This window comes from Peribacillus sp. NPDC097224 (genome assembly GCF_044761985.1).
In the GTDB taxonomy this organism is placed as follows: domain Bacteria; phylum Bacillota; class Bacilli; order Bacillales; family DSM-1321; genus Peribacillus.
Genome location: NZ_JBIWDK010000003.1, coordinates 198708 through 221187, shown reverse-complemented (window position 1 = coordinate 221187; position 22480 = coordinate 198708). Strand labels below are relative to the sequence as shown.

General features: G+C 43.6%; 20 protein-coding genes and 1 riboswitch. Of the genes, 11 read left to right on the top strand and 9 right to left on the bottom strand.

Annotation, left to right across the window (positions count from 1 at the left end; genetic code table 11):
- The first annotated feature begins 16 nt into the window (after positions 1-16).
- The gene (locus ACIQXR_RS07750) at positions 17-1159 is read left to right on the top strand and encodes an ABC transporter ATP-binding protein (RefSeq protein ID WP_402867667.1); all 1143 of its coding nucleotides are present in this window, start codon (positions 17-19) and stop codon (positions 1157-1159) included.
- Positions 1160-1227: 68 nt separating this feature from the next.
- On the opposite strand, the gene ACIQXR_RS07745 is transcribed toward ACIQXR_RS07750, so the two are convergent.
- The 4 genes from ACIQXR_RS07745 to fumC all read right to left on the bottom strand — a co-directional run bounded on the left by ACIQXR_RS07745 (position 1228) and on the right by fumC (position 5033).
- Entirely contained in the window at positions 1228-1638 is a 411-nt protein-coding gene (locus ACIQXR_RS07745) for a hypothetical protein (RefSeq protein ID WP_402867666.1), read from the bottom strand.
- A 239-nt stretch (positions 1639-1877) separates the two neighbouring features.
- Complete coding sequence (locus ACIQXR_RS07740; RefSeq protein ID WP_403079808.1) at positions 1878-3074, bottom strand: MFS transporter; 1197 nt, start codon at positions 3072-3074, stop codon at positions 1878-1880.
- A 226-nt stretch (positions 3075-3300) separates the two neighbouring features.
- Positions 3301-3543 carry a hypothetical protein gene (locus ACIQXR_RS07735; protein ID WP_402867664.1) on the bottom strand — a complete coding sequence of 81 codons (243 nt, stop codon included), beginning with the start codon at positions 3541-3543 and terminating at the stop codon, positions 3301-3303.
- 107 nt (positions 3544-3650) lie between these two features.
- Complete coding sequence (gene fumC, locus ACIQXR_RS07730) at positions 3651-5033, bottom strand: class II fumarate hydratase (RefSeq protein ID WP_402990220.1); 1383 nt, start codon at positions 5031-5033, stop codon at positions 3651-3653.
- Between the two features lie 331 nt (positions 5034-5364).
- A riboswitch (SAM riboswitch) is annotated at positions 5365-5479 on the top strand.
- Between the two features lie 85 nt (positions 5480-5564).
- Between fumC and ACIQXR_RS07725 the strand changes: the two genes are divergently transcribed.
- Positions 5565-6677 (top strand): methionine biosynthesis PLP-dependent protein, encoded by a 1113-nt coding sequence (locus ACIQXR_RS07725; RefSeq protein WP_402867662.1) that lies wholly within the window; start codon positions 5565-5567, stop codon positions 6675-6677.
- A complete protein-coding gene (metC, locus tag ACIQXR_RS07720; protein ID WP_403079806.1) occupies positions 6674-7855 on the top strand; it encodes a cystathionine beta-lyase in 1182 nt (393 codons plus the stop codon). Before ACIQXR_RS07725 ends, metC begins: the two co-directional genes overlap by 4 nt.
- Positions 7856-8014: 159 nt before the next feature.
- Here metC and ACIQXR_RS07715 read toward each other — a convergent pair whose 3' ends face one another.
- A complete protein-coding gene (locus tag ACIQXR_RS07715) occupies positions 8015-10033 on the bottom strand; it encodes an ABC transporter ATP-binding protein (protein WP_403079804.1) in 2019 nt (672 codons plus the stop codon).
- Positions 10030-11781 (bottom strand): ABC transporter ATP-binding protein, encoded by a 1752-nt coding sequence (locus ACIQXR_RS07710; RefSeq protein WP_403079802.1) that lies wholly within the window; start codon positions 11779-11781, stop codon positions 10030-10032. The genes ACIQXR_RS07715 and ACIQXR_RS07710 overlap by 4 nt, the downstream gene beginning before the upstream one ends.
- A gap of 519 nt (positions 11782-12300) precedes the next feature.
- Between ACIQXR_RS07710 and ACIQXR_RS07705 the strand changes: the two genes are divergently transcribed.
- The 4 genes from ACIQXR_RS07705 (at position 12301) to ACIQXR_RS07690 (ending at position 16509) form a co-directional block, all read left to right on the top strand.
- Positions 12301-12471 carry a hypothetical protein gene (locus tag ACIQXR_RS07705; protein WP_402867658.1) on the top strand — a complete coding sequence of 57 codons (171 nt, stop codon included), beginning with the start codon at positions 12301-12303 and terminating at the stop codon, positions 12469-12471.
- Between the two features lie 83 nt (positions 12472-12554).
- Complete coding sequence (locus ACIQXR_RS07700) at positions 12555-13670, top strand: DUF2515 family protein (protein ID WP_403079800.1); 1116 nt, start codon at positions 12555-12557, stop codon at positions 13668-13670.
- 75 nt (positions 13671-13745) lie between these two features.
- On the top strand, positions 13746-14111 hold the full coding sequence (locus ACIQXR_RS07695; RefSeq protein WP_402867656.1) for a hypothetical protein: 366 nt from the start codon (positions 13746-13748) through the stop codon (positions 14109-14111).
- A gap of 280 nt (positions 14112-14391) precedes the next feature.
- Positions 14392-16509, top strand: a complete 2118-nt coding sequence (locus ACIQXR_RS07690) for a peptidoglycan D,D-transpeptidase FtsI family protein (RefSeq protein WP_402867655.1) — start codon at positions 14392-14394, stop codon at positions 16507-16509.
- A gap of 178 nt (positions 16510-16687) precedes the next feature.
- Here the strand turns inward: ACIQXR_RS07690 and ACIQXR_RS07685 are convergent, their stop codons facing one another.
- Positions 16688-17152 carry a CBS domain-containing protein gene (locus ACIQXR_RS07685; RefSeq protein WP_402955599.1) on the bottom strand — a complete coding sequence of 155 codons (465 nt, stop codon included), beginning with the start codon at positions 17150-17152 and terminating at the stop codon, positions 16688-16690.
- 251 nt (positions 17153-17403) lie between these two features.
- Here ACIQXR_RS07685 and ACIQXR_RS07680 point away from each other — a divergent pair, with 251 nt between their 5' ends.
- The 4 genes from ACIQXR_RS07680 to ACIQXR_RS07665 all read left to right on the top strand — a co-directional run bounded on the left by ACIQXR_RS07680 (position 17404) and on the right by ACIQXR_RS07665 (position 20726).
- A complete protein-coding gene (locus tag ACIQXR_RS07680; protein ID WP_402867653.1) occupies positions 17404-18195 on the top strand; it encodes a TIGR00266 family protein in 792 nt (263 codons plus the stop codon).
- 3 nt (positions 18196-18198) lie between these two features.
- The gene (locus ACIQXR_RS07675) at positions 18199-18495 is read left to right on the top strand and encodes a hypothetical protein (protein ID WP_402867652.1); all 297 of its coding nucleotides are present in this window, start codon (positions 18199-18201) and stop codon (positions 18493-18495) included.
- 242 nt (positions 18496-18737) lie between these two features.
- The gene (locus ACIQXR_RS07670; RefSeq protein WP_402955593.1) at positions 18738-19040 is read left to right on the top strand and encodes a phasin family protein; all 303 of its coding nucleotides are present in this window, start codon (positions 18738-18740) and stop codon (positions 19038-19040) included.
- A 15-nt stretch (positions 19041-19055) separates the two neighbouring features.
- Positions 19056-20726 carry an ABC1 kinase family protein gene (locus tag ACIQXR_RS07665; RefSeq protein WP_403079798.1) on the top strand — a complete coding sequence of 557 codons (1671 nt, stop codon included), beginning with the start codon at positions 19056-19058 and terminating at the stop codon, positions 20724-20726.
- 79 nt (positions 20727-20805) lie between these two features.
- Here the strand turns inward: ACIQXR_RS07665 and ACIQXR_RS07660 are convergent, their stop codons facing one another.
- Entirely contained in the window at positions 20806-21735 is a 930-nt protein-coding gene (locus ACIQXR_RS07660) for a catalase family peroxidase (RefSeq protein WP_402867649.1), read from the bottom strand.
- 185 nt (positions 21736-21920) lie between these two features.
- Positions 21921-22463: a glutathione peroxidase gene (locus ACIQXR_RS07655; protein WP_402955584.1), complete on the bottom strand. Its 543-nt coding sequence runs from the start codon at positions 22461-22463 to the stop codon at positions 21921-21923.
- Positions 22464-22480: the final 17 nt, after the last annotated feature.

Genomic DNA, 22480 nt, shown 5'->3' with positions numbered 1-22480 from the left:
AGAGGAGGAATAGTTCATGGCAGAGTTAGTATTGGATCATATCTTCAAGATTTATGATAATAAGGTGACAGCCGTTAAAGACTTCAACCTTAGCGTGGCCGATAAGGAATTCATTGTTTTCGTCGGACCCTCGGGGTGTGGAAAGTCGACCACTTTAAGGATGATTGCCGGCCTTGAGGACATCTCCCAAGGGGATCTTTTTATAGATGGCAAGCGGGTCAATGATGTGCCTCCAAAAGATCGGGACATTGCGATGGTTTTCCAGAACTACGCTTTATATCCTCATATGACCGTCTATGACAATATGGCTTTTGGACTGAAGCTAAGGAAAACGCCGAAGAAGGAAATCAAGCAACGCGTCCATGATGCTGCCAAGATCCTTGGACTTGAAGACTTCTTACAACGGAAGCCTAAAGCCCTTTCTGGCGGGCAGCGCCAGCGTGTGGCACTTGGAAGGGCCATTGTTCGGGATGCCAAAGTCTTCTTGATGGATGAGCCCCTTTCCAACCTTGATGCAAAACTTCGGGTACAAATGCGCGCAGAAATCGCTAAACTGCACAAACGGATCAATACAACAACGATTTATGTCACCCATGACCAAACAGAAGCCATGACCATGGCCACCCGGCTTGTAGTCATGAAGGATGGCATCATCCAGCAAGTGGGTGCACCGAAAGATGTCTATGAAAAGCCTGTAAATGTTTTCGTAGGCGGATTCATCGGCTCACCTGCCATGAACTTCTTTACAGGTACCTTGCAGGATGGATTCATTCAAATTGGGGAGCAAACACTTGAGGTGCCTCCTTTCAAAATGGATACGCTTCGTAATCAAGGCTATATCGGAAAAGACATCATTCTTGGCATCCGGCCTGAGGATTTCCATAACGAAGAAACGTTCATTTCCGCATCGCCCACTTCAACATTCACGGCTCAAGTCGATGTGGCCGAGCTAATGGGTGCCGAAATCATGCTCTATTCGACATTCGCCGGACAGGACTTTGTTGCCAGGGTGGATGCCAAACATATCATCCAGGCTGGTGATGCCATTGACCTGGCCCTTGATATGAATAAAACCCATTTCTTTGATAAAGAGTCCGAGCAACGTATTTTTGACGAAGAATCAGAAATGGAAGGCAACCAGCAAACGAAGATGGCTTAAGTAATTACTTTTTGATTTGGATTTGCATCCAAATGGGGGAAGCCTTATCGACCAAGGCTTCCCTCAACTTATTTCTCAAATCGAACCAATGTCTTTTCAGGCATTTCAATCGAATCAACATTCAATGTATCCATTTTTAACGTTAACTCACCTACTCGTTTTTCTTTCTCCTCCCCTACCCAGCAACTATACAATTCGAAATACTCACCTTTCTCAAGATAGTCATTCATCATTTCACATAATGCCGTAAGCTTCTTTTTTGATTCAAAACACTGGCTTGGACTCATATCTTTTGAAATTTCAATTCCCCAGTCGGATGACACTTCATAAACAAACTGTGCCGTGAATTGATACTTTTTCACATGTTGTTTGTCGTATTTACTTGAAAAACAATCTCCAATCTGAATTAAGGCGTTATGCTCTTCATCTTCACTAAGACGGAGTTCCACGTTACACCCAATATAGCTCGCTAAACTCACATTACATGCTCCTTTATACTCCTCTTTTCCTCGATATATGGACGATCCGCCGAACTATTCTATTCCAAAAACTTACCTCATCCACTTCTATCGACCCGCTCCACGTTTCTTTTTTCAGCTTCATTATCCTGCGTCTAATCGCCTGCCTACCACGAAGCAATAAGACTTTAAAATATGGCATTCACGTTCATCACTTCATAACGATTCATGAGGTAGTCCTCCCATCCAAGGTAGGGATCTTAATTAGCCCAACGCTTCTTCAACATTCCATTCAACTTTTCAGATCCGAACAGCATGGCCATCACATAAACCAGAGCAAAGTACGGAAATACATCAAGCGTAGTGTACGAAGCAATTAACCCTAGAAAGGGCGGCAAAAGGGTGGTCCCCGTGTATGCCACAGCCATTTGATATCCTATGATGGACGGTGAATGGGTTTTACCGAACCTGGCGGGGGTCTCATGAATCATGCAAGGATAAATGGGGGCCAAGCCCAATCCGACTATAACAAAACCGACAAGCGACATCGTAACCGGCAAGGGCAGGATAAGGAGTACCGTCCCAATAAGTGCTGCAATCTGTCCCAATCGGATCATGAGCTGATGGTTGGTGACCTTCAAAAGAATAAATCCTGTTATAAGCCGTCCTAGCATAATACCCGTATAGAAAAAAGAGACCCCTTGAGCGGCCAAAGCAGCTGACATGCCCTTGCTATTCACAAGATAGCTGCTTCCCCACAGTCCTAACGTTGATTCAACGCCGCAATAGAAAAAGAACGTGAACAATGCATACTTGACTCCTTTGATTTTAAGCGACCTTTCCTTGGATACCCGTTCTTCCAAGTAATCCGGATTCACTGTGCTACCTTCATCGATTGGCACCCTCCGAGAGACTAGCTTCCATAATGGAAGGGTTAACACGAGTAAAAGGGCTAGGGTGAACTGGATATAGGAAATGGTTACATAACCAGCTCTCCATGTGCCTTGATTAGCCATATAATAAGACATCATGATGGGTCCTATGCTTGCCCCCACTCCCCAAAAGCAATGAAGCCAGTTCATATGATGGGCTTTATAATGCAACGCCACGTAGTTATTCAGCGCAGCGTCGATAGCTCCTGCACCCAGCCCCAAAGGGATCGCACAGATAATAAGCCAATCCAGAGAGGGAGAATAGGCAATGCCAAATAAGGCCACCGCTGTCAGGGCCACACTTATACACGTGACCTTTCCCGTCCCCAGTCGTTTATTTAACCAGCCGCTAGCCAGGCTTGAGAAAATGGTCCCTGCTGCAACAATCATATAAAGTAAGCCTGCAGTCTCCAGTGGCTGGTCATAATCAGACTGCATGACCGGCCAGGCAGCACCCAGTAAGGAATCTGGAAGACCCAGGCTTATGAAAGCCAAGTAAATCATAACCAATAAGAGCATTGCCAAGGTTACCACCCTACTTTCCATTCTCCACGAATAACTCACTACCATAACATTATACGGCGAGACAAGCCCACTATCCCTCTATTTTTCCACTATGAATTTCCAATTCCAAGTTTAGGTAACCTCCTTTTCATGAAAAAATGATCCACATAAAAAAGAGACTTCTCATTTTTATGAAAAAGTCTCGATCATTAATTATTCTAAGGTCTCACCCTATTATTCAAGAACTCTATTCCTGTACCAAAATCACTTCATCGTGTCCGCAGTTGGGGCACTTCATAATATGCGGGCATTGTCCCTTTTGAAGGGATTCGGGAAAACCGTCATTTTTTTTCAATGTATCAATATCCATATAAGCACTGTAATCATCGGCATAATCCATCAATTTCCCTTGATCTTCAAGGTCACTACTGCATTTAGGGCATTCCAAATGCATTTTTCTAAGACCATTGCATAGTGGACATAAAGACATGACCATTCCTCCTGTTCGATTTATCTAGTTTAAGTATTCGTTTATTCCATCATTTTAACACATTAAAACATCCTCCCTACATGCGAGGAAGGATGCTTACCTGTTGATTATTTATTGACCATGTTAGCAGGGTCAACCCATGCTTTGAATTCATCTTCCGTTAGGAATTCAAGTTTCAACGCCGCTTCTTTCAAAGTGGAGTTGTCTTTGAATGCAGTTTTCGCAATTTTAGCCGCTTTTTCATACCCGATATGTGGGTTCAATGCCGTTACGAGCATAAGAGAACGATCAACATTTTCTTTGATCTTATCTTCATTCGCTGTAATTCCTACCGCACAGTTATCATTGAAGGAATGAATGCCATCAGTCAATAATTTAACGGTTTGCAGGAAGTTGTAAATGATGACCGGTTTGAAAACGTTCAATTCAAAGTTCCCTTGGCTTGCTGCAAAACCGATTGTAGCATCATTTCCGACAACTTGTGTCGCAATCATTGTCATTGCTTCACATTGGGTCGGATTCACTTTACCTGGCATGATGGAGCTGCCTGGCTCATTTTCAGGAATGGCGATTTCACCGATTCCGCTTCTTGGGCCACTTGCCAGCCATCTAACATCATTGGCAATCTTCATTAAATCAGCAGCCAATGCTTTAAGAGCACCGTGTGCATAAACAATTTCGTTATGGCTTGTTAAAGCATGGAACTTATTATCCGATGTGACAAATGAATGTCCTGTATCCGCTGCGATTTGTTTAGCAGAAAGTGCCGGGAATTCTTTTTTCGTATTGATTCCAGTCCCTACAGCCGTACCGCCCAATGCAAGGTTCAATAATTTTTGGCTACTTTCTTCGATCATCGCCAAATCTTTATCAAGCATTGCTTTCCAACCGGAGATTTCTTGGCCAAGAGTTAGTGGTGTCGCATCTTGAAGATGGGTACGTCCAATTTTCACGACATCCCAGAATTCTTTTTCTTTGGCTTCGAATGTGTCACGAAGCACTTTAATGGCCGGTACCAATTTTTCGGCAACTTCCATATAAGCTGCGATATGCATGGCTGTCGGGAATGTATCGTTAGAGCTTTGTGCTTTGTTAACATCATCATTCGGGTGAAGCATCTCAGTTTCGCCTTTTTCCTCTAACCATTTATTCCCTTTGTTTGCGACCACTTCATTCACGTTCATATTACTTTGTGTGCCGCTACCTGTTTGCCAGACGACAAGTGGGAAATGTTCGTCAAGCGTCCCTTCAAGGATTTCACCACAAATTTTAACGATGGCATCCTTCTTCACTTCTGAAAGATCGCCAAGTTCAAAATTCACTTTTGCTGCCGCTTGTTTTACGTAAGCAAATGCATGAACTAATTCAATCGGCATTTTTTCATAACCGATTTTGAAGTTATTACGGCTTCTTTCCGTTTGAGCACCCCAGTACTTATCAGCAGGAACTTTTACTTCCCCCATTGTATCTCGTTCGATTCTAAATTCCATGTGTTCTCCTCCTATATTCGCACTATCCACTGAGAAACAATATGTATATGTAATGAATAATGACGTTTTATATGATCCCCTATATATTGTACAAACATTATTATTGTAAAGCAAAAAAAACGGAACACAAATGACCTTTTCCTTCAGAAAAGTCCGTTTAATCTGAATCCGGTTCTATTACTCTGTTGAATTCGTAATTTTATAATGATAAACATGATACATAACATGATACATGTTCCATAATAGCTAGTCCCAAATAACCGTCTATTAGGAATGTCCTTGACAGAATCCTATATTTATAGTAAATTCAAAAGAAATTGAATAATCAAAACTCTTATCGAGAGAGGTAGAGGGAATGGCCCTATGACACCTCAGCAACCTTCATTTGTTTCAAACCAATGAAAAGGTGCTAATTCCACAAGTTTGTGTAACTTGGAAGATAAGAAGAATGACTCTATCCTACTTATTCAAGTCTTCTTCTTAAAGAAGACTTTTTTTATTTTATTTAACTAAAAGGAGCAGTGAAAAATTATGTACAAAACAGAAACCTATCTTGCTCAGCTTGGAAACCGCAGTGAAACGGCGACAGGAACGGTCAATCCGCCCGTTTACTTCTCGACGGCTTTCCGTCACGAAGGAATTGGTCAATCAACAGGATTCGACTATACACGAACAGGAAACCCTACACGCCAGCTATTGGAGCAATCGATCGCCAAACTAGAACATGGCGATCAAGGATATGCATGCAGTTCGGGAATGGCTGCCATTGCCACCATCCTTTCCTTATTCAAATCAGGGGATGCATGGATCAGTAGCGAAGATTTATATGGCGGTACATATCGTTTATTAGAGCATGGCTTTAAAAAATGGGGGCTACAATGCGAATATGTCAATACATGTTGCCTGGAGGATATTGAAAAAGCAATCACCCCTCAAACAAAGGCCATCTTTATTGAAACTCCCACAAACCCTCTTATGCAGCAAACGGACATTCCAGCCGTCGCCGCTCTTGCCAAACAATACAATTTACTATTGATTGTTGACAATACTTTTTACACGCCGATCATCCAACAGCCCCTCTTACTTGGTGCTGACATCGTGATTCACAGTGCAACGAAATATCTAGGTGGCCATAATGACGTGTTGGCCGGCTTGATTGTGGCAAAAGGCGCCGAGTTATGTGAGTCCCTTGCTTTCCACCATAATGGTATGGGTGCGGTCTTGAGCCCATTTGATTCGTGGCTGTTGATGCGCGGGATGAAAACCTTGGCACTGAGAATGGAACGTCATGAAAAGAACGCCAAGGTTATCGTTGATTATTTGACGGAACATGAAAGTGTAACGGATGTTCTCTATCCAGGTCGTGGCGGCATGATTTCATTCCGGGTCAATGATGAAGCGGTGGTCAACCCATTTCTACAGTCCCTTTCATTGATTTCATTTGCCGAAAGCCTTGGTGGCGTCGAAAGCTTCATCACGTATCCGGCGACACAGACACATGCCGATATGCCTCTTGAAGTTAGAACGGCAAATGGAGTTTGCAATCGACTCCTTCGATTCTCTGTCGGCATCGAGGACAGCGGAGATTTAATCGAAGACCTGCAGCAGGCATTTGCTCAAGTTAAAAAGGAGGCAATACGATGACAAACCAAGAATTCAGTTTTGAAACCAAATTACTACACAACCAACATAAATTCGATCCAACAACAGGTGGGGTGAGTGTTCCGATTCAGCATGCTTCCACCTTCCATCAAACCGACATTGATCAATTTGGCAAATACGATTACAGCCGGAGCGGGAATCCGACGCGAGAAGCACTGGAAGATATCATTGCGGAACTGGAAGAAGGCACGCGCGGATTCGCTTTTTCATCCGGGATGGCTGCCATTTCAACGGCTTTCCTCCTGCTTTCTGCCGGTGACCATATCGTCATCTCTGAAGATGTATACGGAGGCACATTCCGAATGGTAACAACCGTGCTGACCCGTTTTAACATCGAACATACCTTCGTGGATATGACGGATCTTGAAAGTGTAAAAGCGGCCATCCAGCCAAATACGCGAGCAATCTATATTGAAACGCCTTCCAATCCCTTGCTTAAAGTAACCGATATTAAAGCGGTATGTGATATCGCCAAAAGCATTGGCGCATTAAGCTTTGTAGACAATACATTCCTGACACCTGCCCTGCAAAGACCGTTAAACCTCGGGGCCGATATTGTCCTGCACAGTGCAACAAAATTTTTGTCTGGACATAGTGATGTCGTAGCAGGCCTTGCCGTCGTAAAAGACCCGGACCTTGCCGATAGACTTGGTTCCCTCCAAAACTCTTTTGGAGCGGTGCTCGGTGTTCAGGATGCCTGGCTTGTGATGAGAGGTCTGAAAACCCTATCCGTCCGGATGGAGCACTCTCAAAAAGGTGCTGAGAGAATTGCGGAATATTTAAAACAGCAACCGTTAGTGAAAAACGTGTATTACCCTGGTCTTTCCGACCACCCACAACACGGCATCCAGGGAAATCAAGCCAGGGGAGCGGGAGCTGTTCTATCATTCGAATTGGAAAGCGAAGAAATTTTCCGCTCGTTCGTAAACCATGTCGAGTTACCCGTGTTTGCTGTAAGCCTCGGGGCCGTCGAATCGATTCTATCTTACCCGGCTAAAATGTCCCATGCGGCCATGCCTGCAGAAGAAAGGGAAAAACGCGGCATCACGAACAGCTTGCTTCGCTTGTCCGTCGGTTTGGAAAATCCTGATGATTTGATCAGGGACTTTGATTTAGCCCTTAAGAAAAGTGCAGAAAGACAGGCCGTTTCTACTAAATAATCGGATTGAGCACTGAGCTATTGGTTAAATAACGAGGATAAGAAGAATGAGTTTGTAAAATACCGAGAATTTGTTTACAAGGAAATGTAATCTATATGAGCAAATGAGAAAGAAGAGGAGCAAATGCCCCTCTTCTTTCTCATCCTACATATTATGAATCTATCCAGCCATCCCCTTATTAGGTCCAGCCTGCAGTTCGTACATTTGATAGTATTTCCCCTTTTGTTCCATCAACCCTTCGTGTGTCCCCTGTTCCACTATCCGCCCTTTATCCAATACGAGAATCTGGTCGGCATTCTTGATCGTGGATAATCGATGCGCGATGATGAAAGTCGTTCTTCCTTTTTTCAACACTTCCATGCCTTCTTGGATGATGGCCTCTGTTTCCGTATCGATGCTCGCCGTTGCTTCGTCCAAGATCAAAATCGCCGGATCGAAGGCCAGGGCGCGAGCAAAGGAAATCAGCTGTCGTTGTCCCGAGGACAATGTCCCACCTTTTTCAATCACCGGTTCATCAAGCCCTAATGGCAAATGCCGCAACACTTTATCTCCACCAACATCCTTTAACGCTTTTTCTATGGTGGCCCTTGTGATCCTTTCCTGGCCTAGACTGATATTGGAAGCAATTGTTCCCGTGAATAAGTAAGGATCCTGAAGGACGATCCCCATATGTTCCCTTAAGGTTTGATGGGGGATATCCAAAATATCCTTTCCATCAATCTTAATGGTCCCCTCATTGCTGTCATAAAAACGGAACAGTAAATTCATGATGGAACTTTTCCCTGAACCAGTATGGCCCACCAATGCGACCGTTTCTCCCTGACTAGCTGAAAAGGATATGTCCTTTAAGACATATTCATTTTCCTTATAGCCAAACGATACATGTTCGAATGCCACATTGCCTTTATATCTGGGAATGTTTCGATCGCTGACTTGCATGCCCGGCTCATCCAACAGACTGAAAGCCCTCTCCCCCGCAACCAATGCCTGTTCCAGGTTCGCGAACTGATTGACGATTCCATGTAACGGATGAAGCAGTCGGCTGATCAAGTCGACGATGGCATACATCATCCCGAGTGAAACGGCTGAGGTCGCTGTAAGAGACATCCCGCCAAAATACCATACAAATGCGATGAGTGCGATAACCTTGATGACTCCAATCAAGTTTCCCCCCGTCAAGGAATTCAAATGAAGCATCTTGTTTTGATAAAAGTAATGATCTCGGTTCAAGGTTTCAAATGACTGTTTCGTTTCCTTTTCACGTCCGAATGCTTGAATGATATTCATTCCTGAAATCGATTCATTGATCATCCCATTGATATCACTGACTCGTTCCCGAATGATATGATTATATTTCGAGGCGAATTTACGATATACCTTCGTCCAGATAATAATGATGGGAACAAGTAGGAGACCCATGAGACCCGCACGTGCATCCAAAATGTATAAGGCAATGAGTACACCGATGATGTTGATCGTACTCGAAAAGAAATTGGCCAGGACGGTTACATATAATTCGCGGATGGCCTCTGTATCATTTGTGACCCTGGCAACGACCTTACCAGCAGGCATATTGTCAAAATAGCGGATTGGCAAACGGGAAATGTGGGTGAAAATATCATTTCTCATCCGCTGGATAATCCGGTTGGCGGCTTTCTGTAAATAAAAGCTCTGTCCGTATTGAAAGACGGAGGAAATGAGGACTAGACCGAAATAAAAAGCGACGAGTCCCAATATCCTTGGAATTTCCGGTTGATAAAACCCCATCAACTCCTGGGTTGATAAGGGTTCAAATGCCGTCCTCGTTTCTTTTCCGCCTTTTTCAATGACTAATGTATTTCCATCTAAACTGCGGCGCCCATCCACCGGGACCGCTTTATCGACGAAGACGAATTGGCTACCGACCTGTAGCACCCGGACCTCTTTCCCTTTCTCTTCCCCTTTTGAAAAATAGGCATCCCTTTTGTACCAGTGATTTTCGTATTCCACGGCATCTTGCCCTTTTTCCGTTTCATGCCAAGATGATTCGATTCCCATTATATGAGAATCGATGATTTTTTTAGCGACGAATGGACCGCTTAAATCGGCGGCAACGGAAAGGGCCAGCATGATCAGTGCTCCGATGATTATCTTTTTGTAAAGGGAAGCATATTGAACGAGTTTTTTTACAACCTTCATGCCCCGACCTCCGTTCCTTCATTAACTTGTTGCCGCTCATATTGCTCCTTATACCAGCCTTCTTGCTTGAGTAAACTTGCATGTGTACCCTCTTCGATAATCGTCCCATTGTCGAGGACGATGATATGGTCCGCATGTTGAACGGCCGATAAGCGGTGGGTCGTGATGATTGTCGTTTTCCCCGCCCGTTCATTTTGGATATTTTTGATGATCGTCGTTTCCGTTTTAGCATCCACGGCTGAAAGGGAATCATCCAGGATCAGGATTTCCGGATTTTTAATCAAGGCTCTTGCTATCGATATCCGCTGTTTCTGTCCTCCTGATAGAGCGACCCCCTTTTCACCGACGAGCGTTTCAAGCCGGTTAGGTAGCATCGTTACATCCTTCTCGAAATCTGCAAGTCGGATTGCTTCTGCAAGCTCTTCTTCCGAGGCGTCCAGTTTTCCGAAGAGGATATTATCTTTCACGGACCTTGAAAATAAAAAGTGATCCTGTGGAACATACCCGATTTTGCCGCGGACACCCCCGAGTTCAAGCTGTTCAATCGGCACTCCCGCAAATACGACTTCCCCGCTTCCCAGTGGGTATTCCCTCAGCAATTGCTTCACGAACGTCGTTTTCCCGCTTCCTGTTTTACCGACAATCCCTAAAGTGCGACCTTGTTCCAGTTGAACCGATATATCAGACAGATTCACCACTTTTGAAGAAGGGTAGGTAAAACTCACTTGGTGAAACGCGATATCATCCCCGTTCAAAGATTGCCCGGGCTTCAATGGATTTTTCACATCGGCTTCATAGGAAAGGGTTTCTTGAACACGGTCTAAAGATGCATTCCCCCTTTGCATGACATTGATCAATTCGCCTACGGCAATCATTGGCCAAATCAACATGCCTAGGTATACATTGAATGATACAAGGCCTCCAAGCGTGATGGCTTGTTGAAAAACAAGGTACGCTCCGTATCCAAGGCCGATTAAGTAACTAATGCCGATGATGATGGTGATCGTCGGATCGAAAAGGGCATCGATCTTTGCCACTGCCAGGTTTTTGCGATAAACATTCTCCGTCATCTCATCGAATCTCTTTTCATCTTCCCTTTCCTGGACGTATGCACGTATGACACGCACGCCGGAAATGGACTCCAACACTTTGTCATTCAGCTCACCGAATGCTGATTGTGCATCCGTAAATCGCTTATAAATTTTCTTCACATAAATCTGCATCATGAGGGCCATGATGGGTAGGGGCAGTATAGCCGCGATCGTTAGCTGCCAACTGACGGTCACGCCCATCATGATGACGACCATGAATGTGAAGACGACCGAGTCGACCAGTGTCAATATTCCGAAACCAGCCGTTTGCGAGATGGCTTTTAAATCATTGGTCGCCCTTGCCATCAGATCACCAGTACGGTTTTTCTCGTAAAAGGTCGGTGTCATCTTCAATAAATGCCCCATGAATCCTGACCTGATCTTCCTTTCGACCAAATTCCCGCCACCAAATAAAAGGTAACTCCATAAGTATCCAAATAAATAGCTGACACACATAAGAACAAGCAAATAAGTAACATACCGCACCAAGGCATCTTGGGTCATATTGCCATTGTTCATATCATCGATGGCATTCCCAATGAGCCGTGGGGGGATGACTTCCATTACATTTACCAAACATAAAAAGATAATAGCCAAGGTATACCGCCGCCACTGCTCTTTAAAGAACCAGCTCAGCTTCTTGAATATCGCAAACATGAATTCCTCCTCCTTATGTAGTCACCACCAAGGTTGATTGGCCACTATTTGGCTCTCCCGCTCGAAGCAGATATCCCAAAGCTTTGCCCCCCTTGACCTTCCTCCTCTTACACGTGTATACGGAAAGGATACTGGCCTGCCCACAATGCTCTCTAAACAGGAAAAGCTCCCGCATCATTTAGCAGAAGCTTTCAATATGCGTAAGAAAACGCATCAAAAAGCAGGCCGCGAATATCCACAACCTGCGCACATGCTATCTAAAGAAACATATAAGTCTATTACTTATATAGACAATGTTTCGGGCCAGGCTGACGTATGAAAATATACGATCATTGCTTCTTTTTGCTTATCGAATTTCGTCATGACGTCCTCCTCCTTTTAAAGATACATTGGAAATAATTAACTTGTTTTTAAAGATTACTACGGGTGTATATTTTTGTCAATTGTGACTTTTCTAGATTATTGTTGAATAATCATTTATCCTATAGGGATAACGTAACCCTAAAGGAGGTTCATTCTATGAATTGGAGAAGCTATATACTACTGGCTGTTCCATTTTTATTACTATCCATTTTCATTGCATTTGTCGTTCCCGAAAAATACAGTCCGTTAGCTTTCATTCCAGTTGGGCTTTTCTGGGTCGTCTACTATATCATCATGTATTTGAATAAGAAGAAAAAGAACCGTTGATCTAGTACGATGGCTCTACAGGAGCAACGCCCCTTTCTTGACTGCTCTGCATATACTAACCGAAAAACATTCGTGGTGATTGTATGTTCTCGCAATATGTGCAGAAGCTGTTAGGTGGAGCTCCACAAAAGATTCATCCCGTCTTGGATGCCGGGAATTTCGATGCATTGAAATCCAGATTGGAACTCGAGCTTAAGCAGCCTACGGAAGAATCCATCATTTTCTTTCCTGAAGAATCCTCCCTTATAAAAAACATCCGGGCTGAGACTGCGACCCAGAACCGGAATAACGTGACCAGGACTCAAGCTTACCTTTCCTATTACAAGCGAAACCCCGAGGTGCATTGGTCTTTTTTAGCTCATATGGTTTCTAGGAACGGTGGCTATCATATGACGGACTTGGCCAGTTCTTCCATGACCCATCTTCTCAACAGCGAGGATCGGCAAAAATTCTTCCTTTTCCTAGAACGGGCAAATTCGGCCATTTTTGCCGATGCCTTTCCACAGCTCCTTTTATATGAAAAGGCCAAGCAAAAAAATATTCCCTTAAGGAAATATTTGCGGATCTTCCATATCTCCAACTTCATGGCCCCCATATGGGAGTCCTTTATCCATGAGCCCCATTCTCCACTTTTAACAAACGCCCTCATTATCAATGAACAAAGGATGCTGGAAGAACGCGTATTGAAACGCTCCCGTCATGGTGAAATCCTCCGGAGGCTCGATTTCCGGCTACAGGAACTTTTAGGCTTTACGACGGTGCTCTTTCCTTATGCATACCAGAAAAAGCGCTATTCATTAACCGGCCTGACCGTTTCGCGATTTGCTGATCCCCTTCAACGAATCAAGACCGGCAAGACCCTATACCAGCTTCTCTTTCAACACCCCATGATCCTACAAGGTGTCGAGCAATTCGCAACCAATCATCCTCACACCGCTTCCCGGGCAGACTATTGGGATGATGTGTATACCTCTACATCCATTTCCAGCGTGGAATCGAAGGTATACAGCCCAACCCTCCCCACCGCCTGGAGTGATCGTCCGGTTTTCCCTTTGCCCCGGACTGATTGGTTTACGAAAGAAGCCTTCATTTATGATTTACAAGACTTGCCGTTTGTTCAAAAGGTGGACCTGACAAGCAAGGTGTTAGAAAATGTCCAACACTTAAAGACCATCAATGAACTGAAATCTTTCATTTGAATCCATGCCTCTCATTACGAATACAACCCCCATCATTTGGAAACAATGAGTACCAAAAAGAAGGGGAGAAACCAAATGAGAGGCATTGTACTGATGAATCCGAATCACGCCATAGGAGACTTACATCCGAGTGAGAGTTTTGCAATCCAAAAAATCATGACGGACAAGTATATAGAAGAAAAGAATATTTCTCCGGTCATACTGAACCCATATCAGCTCTATCCGTATTACACCATCCCTCATGTACTTCTCTTTAACCTGCAGAATAAACAAGTAAAGCAAATTGATTGCCTTGTCCTGCATTCAATCGAAACAATGGAACGTTTTATCACGATTTATCCTGAAAAGTGGCTTGAACTTTGCGGATATTTCAATGAAGTAATCAGCGTATCCGACCGTATGAGTTATTCACTAACACCAAAGGGAAAAGAAGCCAATTAGGCATTGCTCGCATTCCGTATATTCCTTATAATTCCTTAAGAAGGGAAATTCGCAGTTAATTTGGCGGCGTTCCAGCCCCCATCTAAAAGGGTACATACTCCCCCTCATCCTCTGCTTCTTTCTTCTCGTCCTCCCGAATTCTCCTGGTTATTCTCTTATTCTTCCGACCTATTTTTTCTAATTAAATAATTTTATGGAATAATCATAGATATATAGGCTGTTTTTATATATCATTAGATTTAGGAATTTTTTACTTTTGATTAAGAAGGGAATGACCTAAATGAAGAAAGAAAAGAAAAAAAAGAATCCAATTCCTTTCCGACTGAACTTTATGTTCTTTTTCATATTCATATTATTTTCCGCCCTGGTTATAAGGCTGGGTATCGTTCAAATTGTTTATGGAGATAATTATTTACGCGAGGTGGATCGAACCGAAAATGATGTGGTCAACAGCCCCGTTCCCCGTGGTAAAATGTACGACCGGTACTTGAACCCAGTCGTCGATAATGATCCTCTTAATGCGATCACCTATACGAAATATCCAAATACAAAGACAGCAGAAATGCTAGAAACGGCCGAAATCCTCGCTACCTTGATAAAAAAGGATACGAAAAAAATTACGGAGCGGGATAGGAAGGATTTCTGGATCTTAAAAAATCCTAAAAAAGCGGAGGCTTTGATTACAAAAGCGGAACGGAAGAAAGTCGAAGAAAATAAGTGGAAAGAAAAAAAGTTATATGAACTTCAATTAGAGCGAATAACCGAAGAAAACATCAAAGAATTCACCAAGGATGAATTGGAAGTTCTCGCAATTTTTCGAGAGTTTAATAGTGGATACGCACTTACCCCATCCATCGTTAAGAATAAAGGCGTGACCAAAAAAGAATTCGCCAGGGTCAGTGAGCATTTATCCGACCTTCCTGGTGTCGATGTTACGACGGATTGGGATAGGACCTATAAATATGATGAAACGTTGCGGTCGGTACTCGGAAAAGTCTCCTCTTCCGAAGAAGGGCTTCCTAGCGAAAATCTAGACTATTATCTAGCCCGTGACTATACCCGGAATGATCGAGTCGGAAAAAGTTATATTGAGAAACAATATGAAGATGTCCTCCGTGGGAAAAAGGCGAAAGTGGAAAACATCTTAAGTAAAGGCGAAGTGGTTGACACGATTCCCGTGACTGACGGAGAAAGTGGAAAGGACCTGGTCCTGACCATCGATATGGAGCTGCAGCAAATAGTAGACGAAATCATTGAAACGGAGTTAAGAAGAACGAAAGCAAAGGGTAATACATATTTGTTAGATCGTGCCTTCGTCGTTTTAATGGATCCTAATACTGGCGAAGTCCTGGCAATGTCCGGGAAACAATACGGGCACAACGCTAAAACCGGTGCGACCGAGATTAACGATTTTGCCCTTGGAACAATTACCACATCTTATACGATGGGTTCCTCTGTAAAAGGGGCGACGGTTTACACAGGTTTTCAAACTGGGGTCATCTCTCCCGGGACAACCTTGTATGACCAGCCACTTTATCTGGCTGGGGCTAAACCCAAAAAGTCATATAGCAACTTGGGGTATCTATCAGATGTAACTGCATTAAAAAAATCATCGAACGTTTATATGTTCCTAACGGCAATCAAGATTGGCGGGGGTCATTATAGTCCACATCAAAAGTTAGGTCTTAAGAGTGGGTCCTTTACCACACTAAGAAACCATTATGCCCAATTTGGTTTAGGCGTTCGTACGGGCATCGACCTTCCCAATGAATCGGCGGGATTTAAAGGGGTCGATACTTCGACAGATGGATTGCTACTCGATTTATCCATTGGACAGTATGATACCTATACACCGATGCAATTGGCACAGTACGTATCGACGATTGCTAATGGTGGACAAAGACTTGAGCCTCATGTTGTTAAGGAAATCAGGAACCCTTCCGATAAGCATGGGGAATTGGGATCTGTATTTCAATCGGTGAGTCCGAAAGTTTTAAACGATCTGGGCGGGGAAGAAATTTGGATTCAACGTGTCCAAGAAGGCTTTAGACAGGTTGCACAGGAACCTGGTGGAACGGCATATAGTGCTTTTGCCGGCAAGTCATACCGCCCGGCTGCGAAAACAGGGACGGCCCAGGCCTTTTATGACGGGCCTCGAAGAAATGAATATAGCGAACCCGAACCAACTATCAATCTAACGCTTGTAGGCTACGCCCCACACAATAAACCAGAAGTGGCGTTTTCCGTCGTAGCACCATGGGTTTACCAAGGTTCCGCCGCAGATGATATCAACAAGCGGATTGGTGAAAGGGCGATGGATGCTTATTTCAAATTAAAGGAAAAAAGATTAAAAGGAGAAACAGAGAAAGACAAGGCGGTTGATTCAAATCCCGAGTGATCCAAATCGGGTGAATCGACAAAAATGGGGCTGTCTAATAAGTCTTTATTCCAGGGAATTTGACAAAAATAAAGAGGCAGAAATGTTGTTAAATCAACGTTTCTGCCTTTTACCATTTATTCAATTTCGGTGTAATTATCCCTTTTGGGACAGCCCCATTTCATTTTCATACTTAATACTATAGCTTTTGGACGAACTCTTTATAAAGGGCCCGTAGCGCATCTCCCCTGCTAATTATCCCGACAACCTTATTATGTTCATCCACCACCGGGATTTTCTTGAAGTGGTGTTTAGATATGACCTTTATCAAATCAGACAATGGATCTTCCGGGGATAACTTCGTGATTTTCTTATTCTTAATAATTTGCGAGACTTTATCATTCATTTTAGAGGCGACCTTTTCGTCCAGGTTTTCGCCAGGCAAAATCGTGATGTACGTGTAATATCCCTTGACGGATTCTTCCGCGGGTGCCAGGTAACGTAAAATATCTCCATCCGATACCATCCCTAGAAGCTTATCCTGATCATCGACCACAGGAACCCCACCAACCTTATTTTCTATAAAGAGCCCCATGATTTCCTTTAATGTAAAATTCGGGCGAGCCACATATACCTCTTTGATCATATAATCCTTGACTAACATCCAACCACCCCTTTTATTAAGTTGATGTTCCATATCCAATATCTATATTTTCACTTACTTTCCATTTAATCATACCATTAAAAAACATTGGTACTTGTGCATTCTTTGTCAATTTTTCTACTTTCATCTGCCCCACCCTCTTATTGGACAATCAGCCCCCTCTTTTTCCGTAAAACAAATCATTGAATAATATTGGAAGATTGGATGAATTTCTTTTACAATGAAAATAAGATCAGAATGGAGGATAAACAATGAATAATCATGAAATAGATTACAAATTACACGGGGATGACATGCAGTTTGTCGAGGTCGAATTGGATCCCAAAGAAACGGTGATTGCCGAAGCAGGCAGTTTAATGATGATGGAAGATCAAATCAAAATGGAAACGATCTTTGGCGATGGGTCATCTAGCAGTGATGGAGGGATGATGGGAAAACTTTTTGGTGCCGGTAAAAGGCTGCTTACGGGCGAGAGCTTATTCATGACCACCTTTACCAATGAAAGTCATGAAAAAAGGCATGTTTCTTTCGCCTCCCCTTATCCAGGTAAGATCATCCCTATGGACTTGAGTGAGCTCGGCGGAAAAATCATTTGTCAAAAAGATGCTTTTTTAGCGGCAGCGAAAGGTGTATCGGTTGGAATCGAATTTCAGAGGAAAATTGGGACAGGCTTTTTCGGTGGTGAAGGGTTCATCATGCAAAAACTCGAAGGGGACGGAATGACTTTTGTCCATGCAGGGGGTACGATCCACCAAAAGGAATTGGCCCCAGGTGAGGTACTCCGTGTGGATACCGGCTGTCTAGTCGCCATGACCAGCGGGGTGGATTATAACATCGAATTCGTCAAAGGTGTAAAAACTGCGCTATTCGGCGGAGAAGGTCTTTTCTTTGCGACATTGAAGGGTCCTGGAACCGTCTGGATTCAATCCCTTCCGTTCAGCCGCCTGGCCAGCCGTGTGTTTGCTGCGATGCCACAAAACGGTGGGTCATCCGATGAAGGAAGCATAGCAAAAGGCTTGTTCGGCTTATTCAACGATAAATAATTGATGCAGTCTGTGGCCGGCAGGCTTTTCGGCCACAGATATCATCTAGCAGAAAAGGGTGGAATCGACATGCAGCTTGTTAAATGGTCCTACATGAGACGATACAATATCAAAGCGATTTTTGACCAATACCCCAACTCCCCCGTCATCTTCAGAAAAATAAGAGAGTACTATTTTGTTTACACCATTCAGTGGACACCTGCCGATGAGCCTGTTGGCAGAAACGAACTCGAACAAATGGAACGACTGCTTAACCGGGAGCTCGGAACCGAATGGCAATACCTCTACCGTAAAAAATGACATTCATTCTACTTATCTTGTCAGTGGCTTTCATATTGCATGGTTCTCCGTATCAAGTCGGTTTCTAACAAATCTTTAGTGCATGTTCACCTTTCACCTTGTAGCCACATTCTTCCCATCATTTCGAATACTCTGACCCATAATATTTTAGTAGTGTTCATGATTCATGTATGATAGAAGAAAAGCATGGTTTACTCTTGGAGTTTAAGGTGTAAAAAACTTTATATTGGAGGAATGTAAACATGGACTTAATAAAAAACATATTTTCCTTAGGCATAGGTGCTGCTGCAGCAACGAAAGAGCAGATTGAGAAAACGGTGGATACCCTGGTAAAAAAAGGCGATATCAGTAAAGAAGAATCAAAGGACCTTATTAAACAGTGGGTAGAAAAAGGAGAACAGGCCCAAAAGCAAATCGATGATTCAGTCAAAGTGAAAGTCAACCAGGCTTTGAATGGCCTCAATTTGGCCACAAGAGAAGAAGTTCAGGCATTAGAGCGCCGGATAGCTGCTTTAGAACAAAAAAACCAATCCATACAACCTTGATCTGGAGGAAAATGAATGTTTGGCAAGCGATTGAAACATGCACATCGGTATCAGGAAATCACGAATGCCTTTTTAAAAAACGGCATGGGTTATTTCATCTATCGATTGGGATTATCTGATGGAAAATCCACATCGAAAGTCGCACCCGAAGAAAACCTGAACCTGCGGTCGATCGGGGAACGGCTACATAAGATATTACAAAGTTTAGGCCCGACTTTCATCAAGCTTGGTCAGATTGCCAGTACCAGACGTGACATTGTACCGGAAGAAATTGTCCGCGAGCTAGAGAAGCTCCAGGATCAGGTCACACCTTTCCCTTTTGAAAAAGCACGCCAGATTATTGAAGCTGAATTGGGGGATTCCTTGGAAAGCCTTTTTCTTGAATTTCAAGAAACCCCTCTTGCGACCGCTTCAATCGGTCAGGTCCACGTTGCTCGGCTTCACTCACAGGAAGTGGTCGCCATCAAGGTCCAACGACCCGACATTTTGCCAAACGTGGAAACGGATTTGGAGATCCTCGATGATTTGACCAGGCTTATGGAAGCCCGGATACCTTGGGCAAGGCGATATCAAATCAGAAAAATGATTGATGAGTTCGCTAAGTCCCTGCGAGCTGAACTCGATTATAATTCAGAAGGGCGGAACGGAGAAAGGATAGCCAAGCAATTCATCGACAATCAAGGTATCAAGATACCGAAGATCCACTGGGATTATTCAACCAAAAAGGTCCTGACGATGGACTTCATCAAAGGCATCAAGATCAATCATTACAAACAGCTTGATGAAGAAGGATATGATCGCAGGATAATCGCGGATAGATTAGCCAATTCCATTCTTCAGCAGATTTTGATTGATGGTTTTTATCACGGTGACCCTCATCCAGGGAATATCGTCATCTTACCTGGGAATGTAGTGTCTCTGATGGATTTCGGTATGGTCGGCCGTCTTGAGGAAGAGATGAAGTATCAGTTTGCTTCCCTTGTCATAAATCTAAAGCGAGGAAGCACCACTGGATTGATCAATACCCTTTCCAATATGGGACTTCTCACGGACGAAACGGATATGTCTTCGTTACGATATGATATTGATGAATTGCGGAATAAATATTATGACATCCCCTTGAGCCAGATAAGCTTGGGTGGTGCAGTCAATGATCTGTTTTCCGTGGCCAATGAACACAAGGTCATGATTCCACCCGAATTCACGATGCTTGGTAAGGCTGTGCTCACCATGGAAGCCATCGTCGAAGAATTGGACCCGAACTTCAGTATCATGAAAGCCGCAGAACCTTTTGGTGAAAGGCTATTGAAAGAGCGTTTCCATCCTAAGAACCTGGCAAAGAAAACATGGAATCAATTTATTGAATCCGCAGAAGCAATTTCCGAGCTTCCTAAGGATATAAGGGACGTTTCAGATATCATCAAAAAAGGAAAGTTACGGTTGGACATCAACATCCCCGAACTCCAGGTTTTCTTACATAAACTTGATCAAATCTCGAATCGGCTGTCCTTCAGTATAATCCTGTTGGCCTTTAGCATCATCATGGTCGGTCTAATCGTCGGCTCTGCCATTGCCGGCCAAGCAAACATCCTTTGGAATATACCGGCCATCGAAATCGGGTTTGTCGTCGCAACCCTCATGTTCTTATTGATGATCTATACCATCTTTAGATCGGGGAGAATGTAGTTTCATCATGAAAAAAGAGAAAATCCCTTCTTGGCATTTTCTCTTTTTTTCATGGACATTCACAAATTCGCCTGCCCAATCACTGGTTATGTGTGCGTCGGTCATAAGAAACGGCATAGGCGCTATGACGGAAATTCAAGATGGGATCTTCCGAACACTCAATCCCATCCGTCACATTCGTTGGATCGAACCGGATTGCCTCATTCTGCGAGTCCAATTTACCTGTGATGGATAACTTCCCAACCGTAATGATTTGACTATCTTCCGGCCACACGACGGTAGGATCATCAGTCGGGGCATTTTCCTTACCGATTTGTATGTTTAAATTAAAGCTGGCTGGTCCTCGTTTCAGCCTTTCCTCCATGTCTCCAGTCAAGAAATCTGGTGGAAGCTTGGCCAATTCATCCTTTTCCAGCATACTTAACCCGGCATCCGGCTCCCACTGATATTTGATGGCCTGGCGCTTCCCATTTTCATTCACGAAATAATAGGCGTGTATGGAAAAGTATCGTGCCATTGTATAACTGGCAGGGGAACGCATTTCTTTAATCATCTGTAGACCCGCTTTGCTTTCAGGGTATTTCATCGCAATCGTTGCGAGTTCTTTCAAATTCGGGAAACCATCTTTGGCCGATTTGACAAACTCAAGAATCTCAACAAACGCTTCTGGTTTTTTCGCGAAGAACAAAGGAATCGTCACGGCAATAAGATCTGTTTCCTCCCCATCAGGCAAATGGAACTTGACAGCCATCCCTTTTACGGGAGAATGGGCATCCGTATGATTGGGGTTCGGGGAACTATTGGAGAATCGGATGGTGGCCTTAACTGCCTGATTCTGAAGATGTGGTGCGTCAGTTAACAATGCGGCTTGACCATTTGGGGTAAACACGCCCTCATAGTAATTCCCCCTCGCATGAGCTCGACGATTACCCGGAAACGTACCCACGACTTTTTCAATGGCATCCACCGCCTGATTAGCTAATTCGGGTTTTGCCTTTTCATTTTCCACGTTGATCACCCTTCTTTCCGCTAAAGTTATCTTTTACCAGTACCCTCAATCTCGATTGTCTATTCCATATAAAACGCAGGATAACACATCGTCCTTCTCTTTATTTCCATATGCAGATATTTTTAACGTGAAAACGACAAAAACGCCTGAAAGAATCCAAGCGCTGCCGTTTTTCCATTAGGGTTTTATAAAAGGGCTTCAATATCCTGTTCCATATCAAATGGGGCTTCTACCGATTCAAAACGCTTCACGACATTTCCTTCGCGGTCGATAAGGAACTTCGTGAAGTTCCACTTAATTGAATCATCTATCAAAAACTCTGGATGCTCCGCTTGCAATTTTGCATGCAGCATTCTTCCGCCTGGCTTGTCGACAAGACCGGTAAATGGCGCATTCATTGTTAAATAGTGAAATAATGGATGTGCCTGACTTCCCCTGACATCCACTTTACTGAATAGTGGGAAATTCACGCCGTAATTCAACTGACAAAATGTTTCCACTTCTTGGTTTTGGCCTGGTTCCTGTTCTCCAAACTGGTTACAAGGAAAACCAAGAATGTTCAATCCTTTATCTTTATATCGGTCATAAAGCTTTTGTAAATCCTCGTATTGCGGGGTAAACCCACATTTACTTGCCGTATTGACGACGATAAGGACCTCACCTTTATACTTCTCTAAAGAAACTTCCTGTCCATTGATTCGCTCTGCAGAAAATTCATAAATCCCCACTCTTCATTCCCCCTTAT

Bases quoted from the DNA above. Each gene is read 5' to 3' on its own strand.
- ACIQXR_RS07700 (WP_403079800.1), top strand. From the start codon at position 12,555: ATGTTCTCGCAATATGTGCAGAAGCTGTTAGGTGGAGCTCCACAAAAG.
- fumC (WP_402990220.1), bottom strand. From the start codon at position 5,033: ATGGAATTTAGAATCGAACGAGATACAATGGGGGAAGTAAAAGTTCCT.
- ACIQXR_RS07695 (WP_402867656.1), top strand. From the start codon at position 13,746: ATGAGAGGCATTGTACTGATGAATCCGAATCACGCCATAGGAGACTTA.
- ACIQXR_RS07670 (WP_402955593.1), top strand. From the start codon at position 18,738: ATGGACTTAATAAAAAACATATTTTCCTTAGGCATAGGTGCTGCTGCA.
- ACIQXR_RS07690 (WP_402867655.1), top strand. From the start codon at position 14,392: ATGAAGAAAGAAAAGAAAAAAAAGAATCCAATTCCTTTCCGACTGAAC.
- ACIQXR_RS07710 (WP_403079802.1), bottom strand. From the start codon at position 11,781: ATGTTTGCGATATTCAAGAAGCTGAGCTGGTTCTTTAAAGAGCAGTGG.
- metC (WP_403079806.1), top strand. From the start codon at position 6,674: ATGACAAACCAAGAATTCAGTTTTGAAACCAAATTACTACACAACCAA.
- ACIQXR_RS07665 (WP_403079798.1), top strand. From the start codon at position 19,056: ATGTTTGGCAAGCGATTGAAACATGCACATCGGTATCAGGAAATCACG.
- ACIQXR_RS07735 (WP_402867664.1), bottom strand. From the start codon at position 3,543: ATGTCTTTATGTCCACTATGCAATGGTCTTAGAAAAATGCATTTGGAA.
- ACIQXR_RS07705 (WP_402867658.1), top strand. From the start codon at position 12,301: ATGAATTGGAGAAGCTATATACTACTGGCTGTTCCATTTTTATTACTA.
- ACIQXR_RS07715 (WP_403079804.1), bottom strand. From the start codon at position 10,033: ATGAAGGTTGTAAAAAAACTCGTTCAATATGCTTCCCTTTACAAAAAG.
- ACIQXR_RS07725 (WP_402867662.1), top strand. From the start codon at position 5,565: ATGTACAAAACAGAAACCTATCTTGCTCAGCTTGGAAACCGCAGTGAA.
- ACIQXR_RS07675 (WP_402867652.1), top strand. From the start codon at position 18,199: ATGCAGTCTGTGGCCGGCAGGCTTTTCGGCCACAGATATCATCTAGCA.
- ACIQXR_RS07750 (WP_402867667.1), top strand. From the start codon at position 17: ATGGCAGAGTTAGTATTGGATCATATCTTCAAGATTTATGATAATAAG.
- ACIQXR_RS07680 (WP_402867653.1), top strand. From the start codon at position 17,404: ATGAATAATCATGAAATAGATTACAAATTACACGGGGATGACATGCAG.
- ACIQXR_RS07685 (WP_402955599.1), bottom strand. From the start codon at position 17,152: ATGTTAGTCAAGGATTATATGATCAAAGAGGTATATGTGGCTCGCCCG.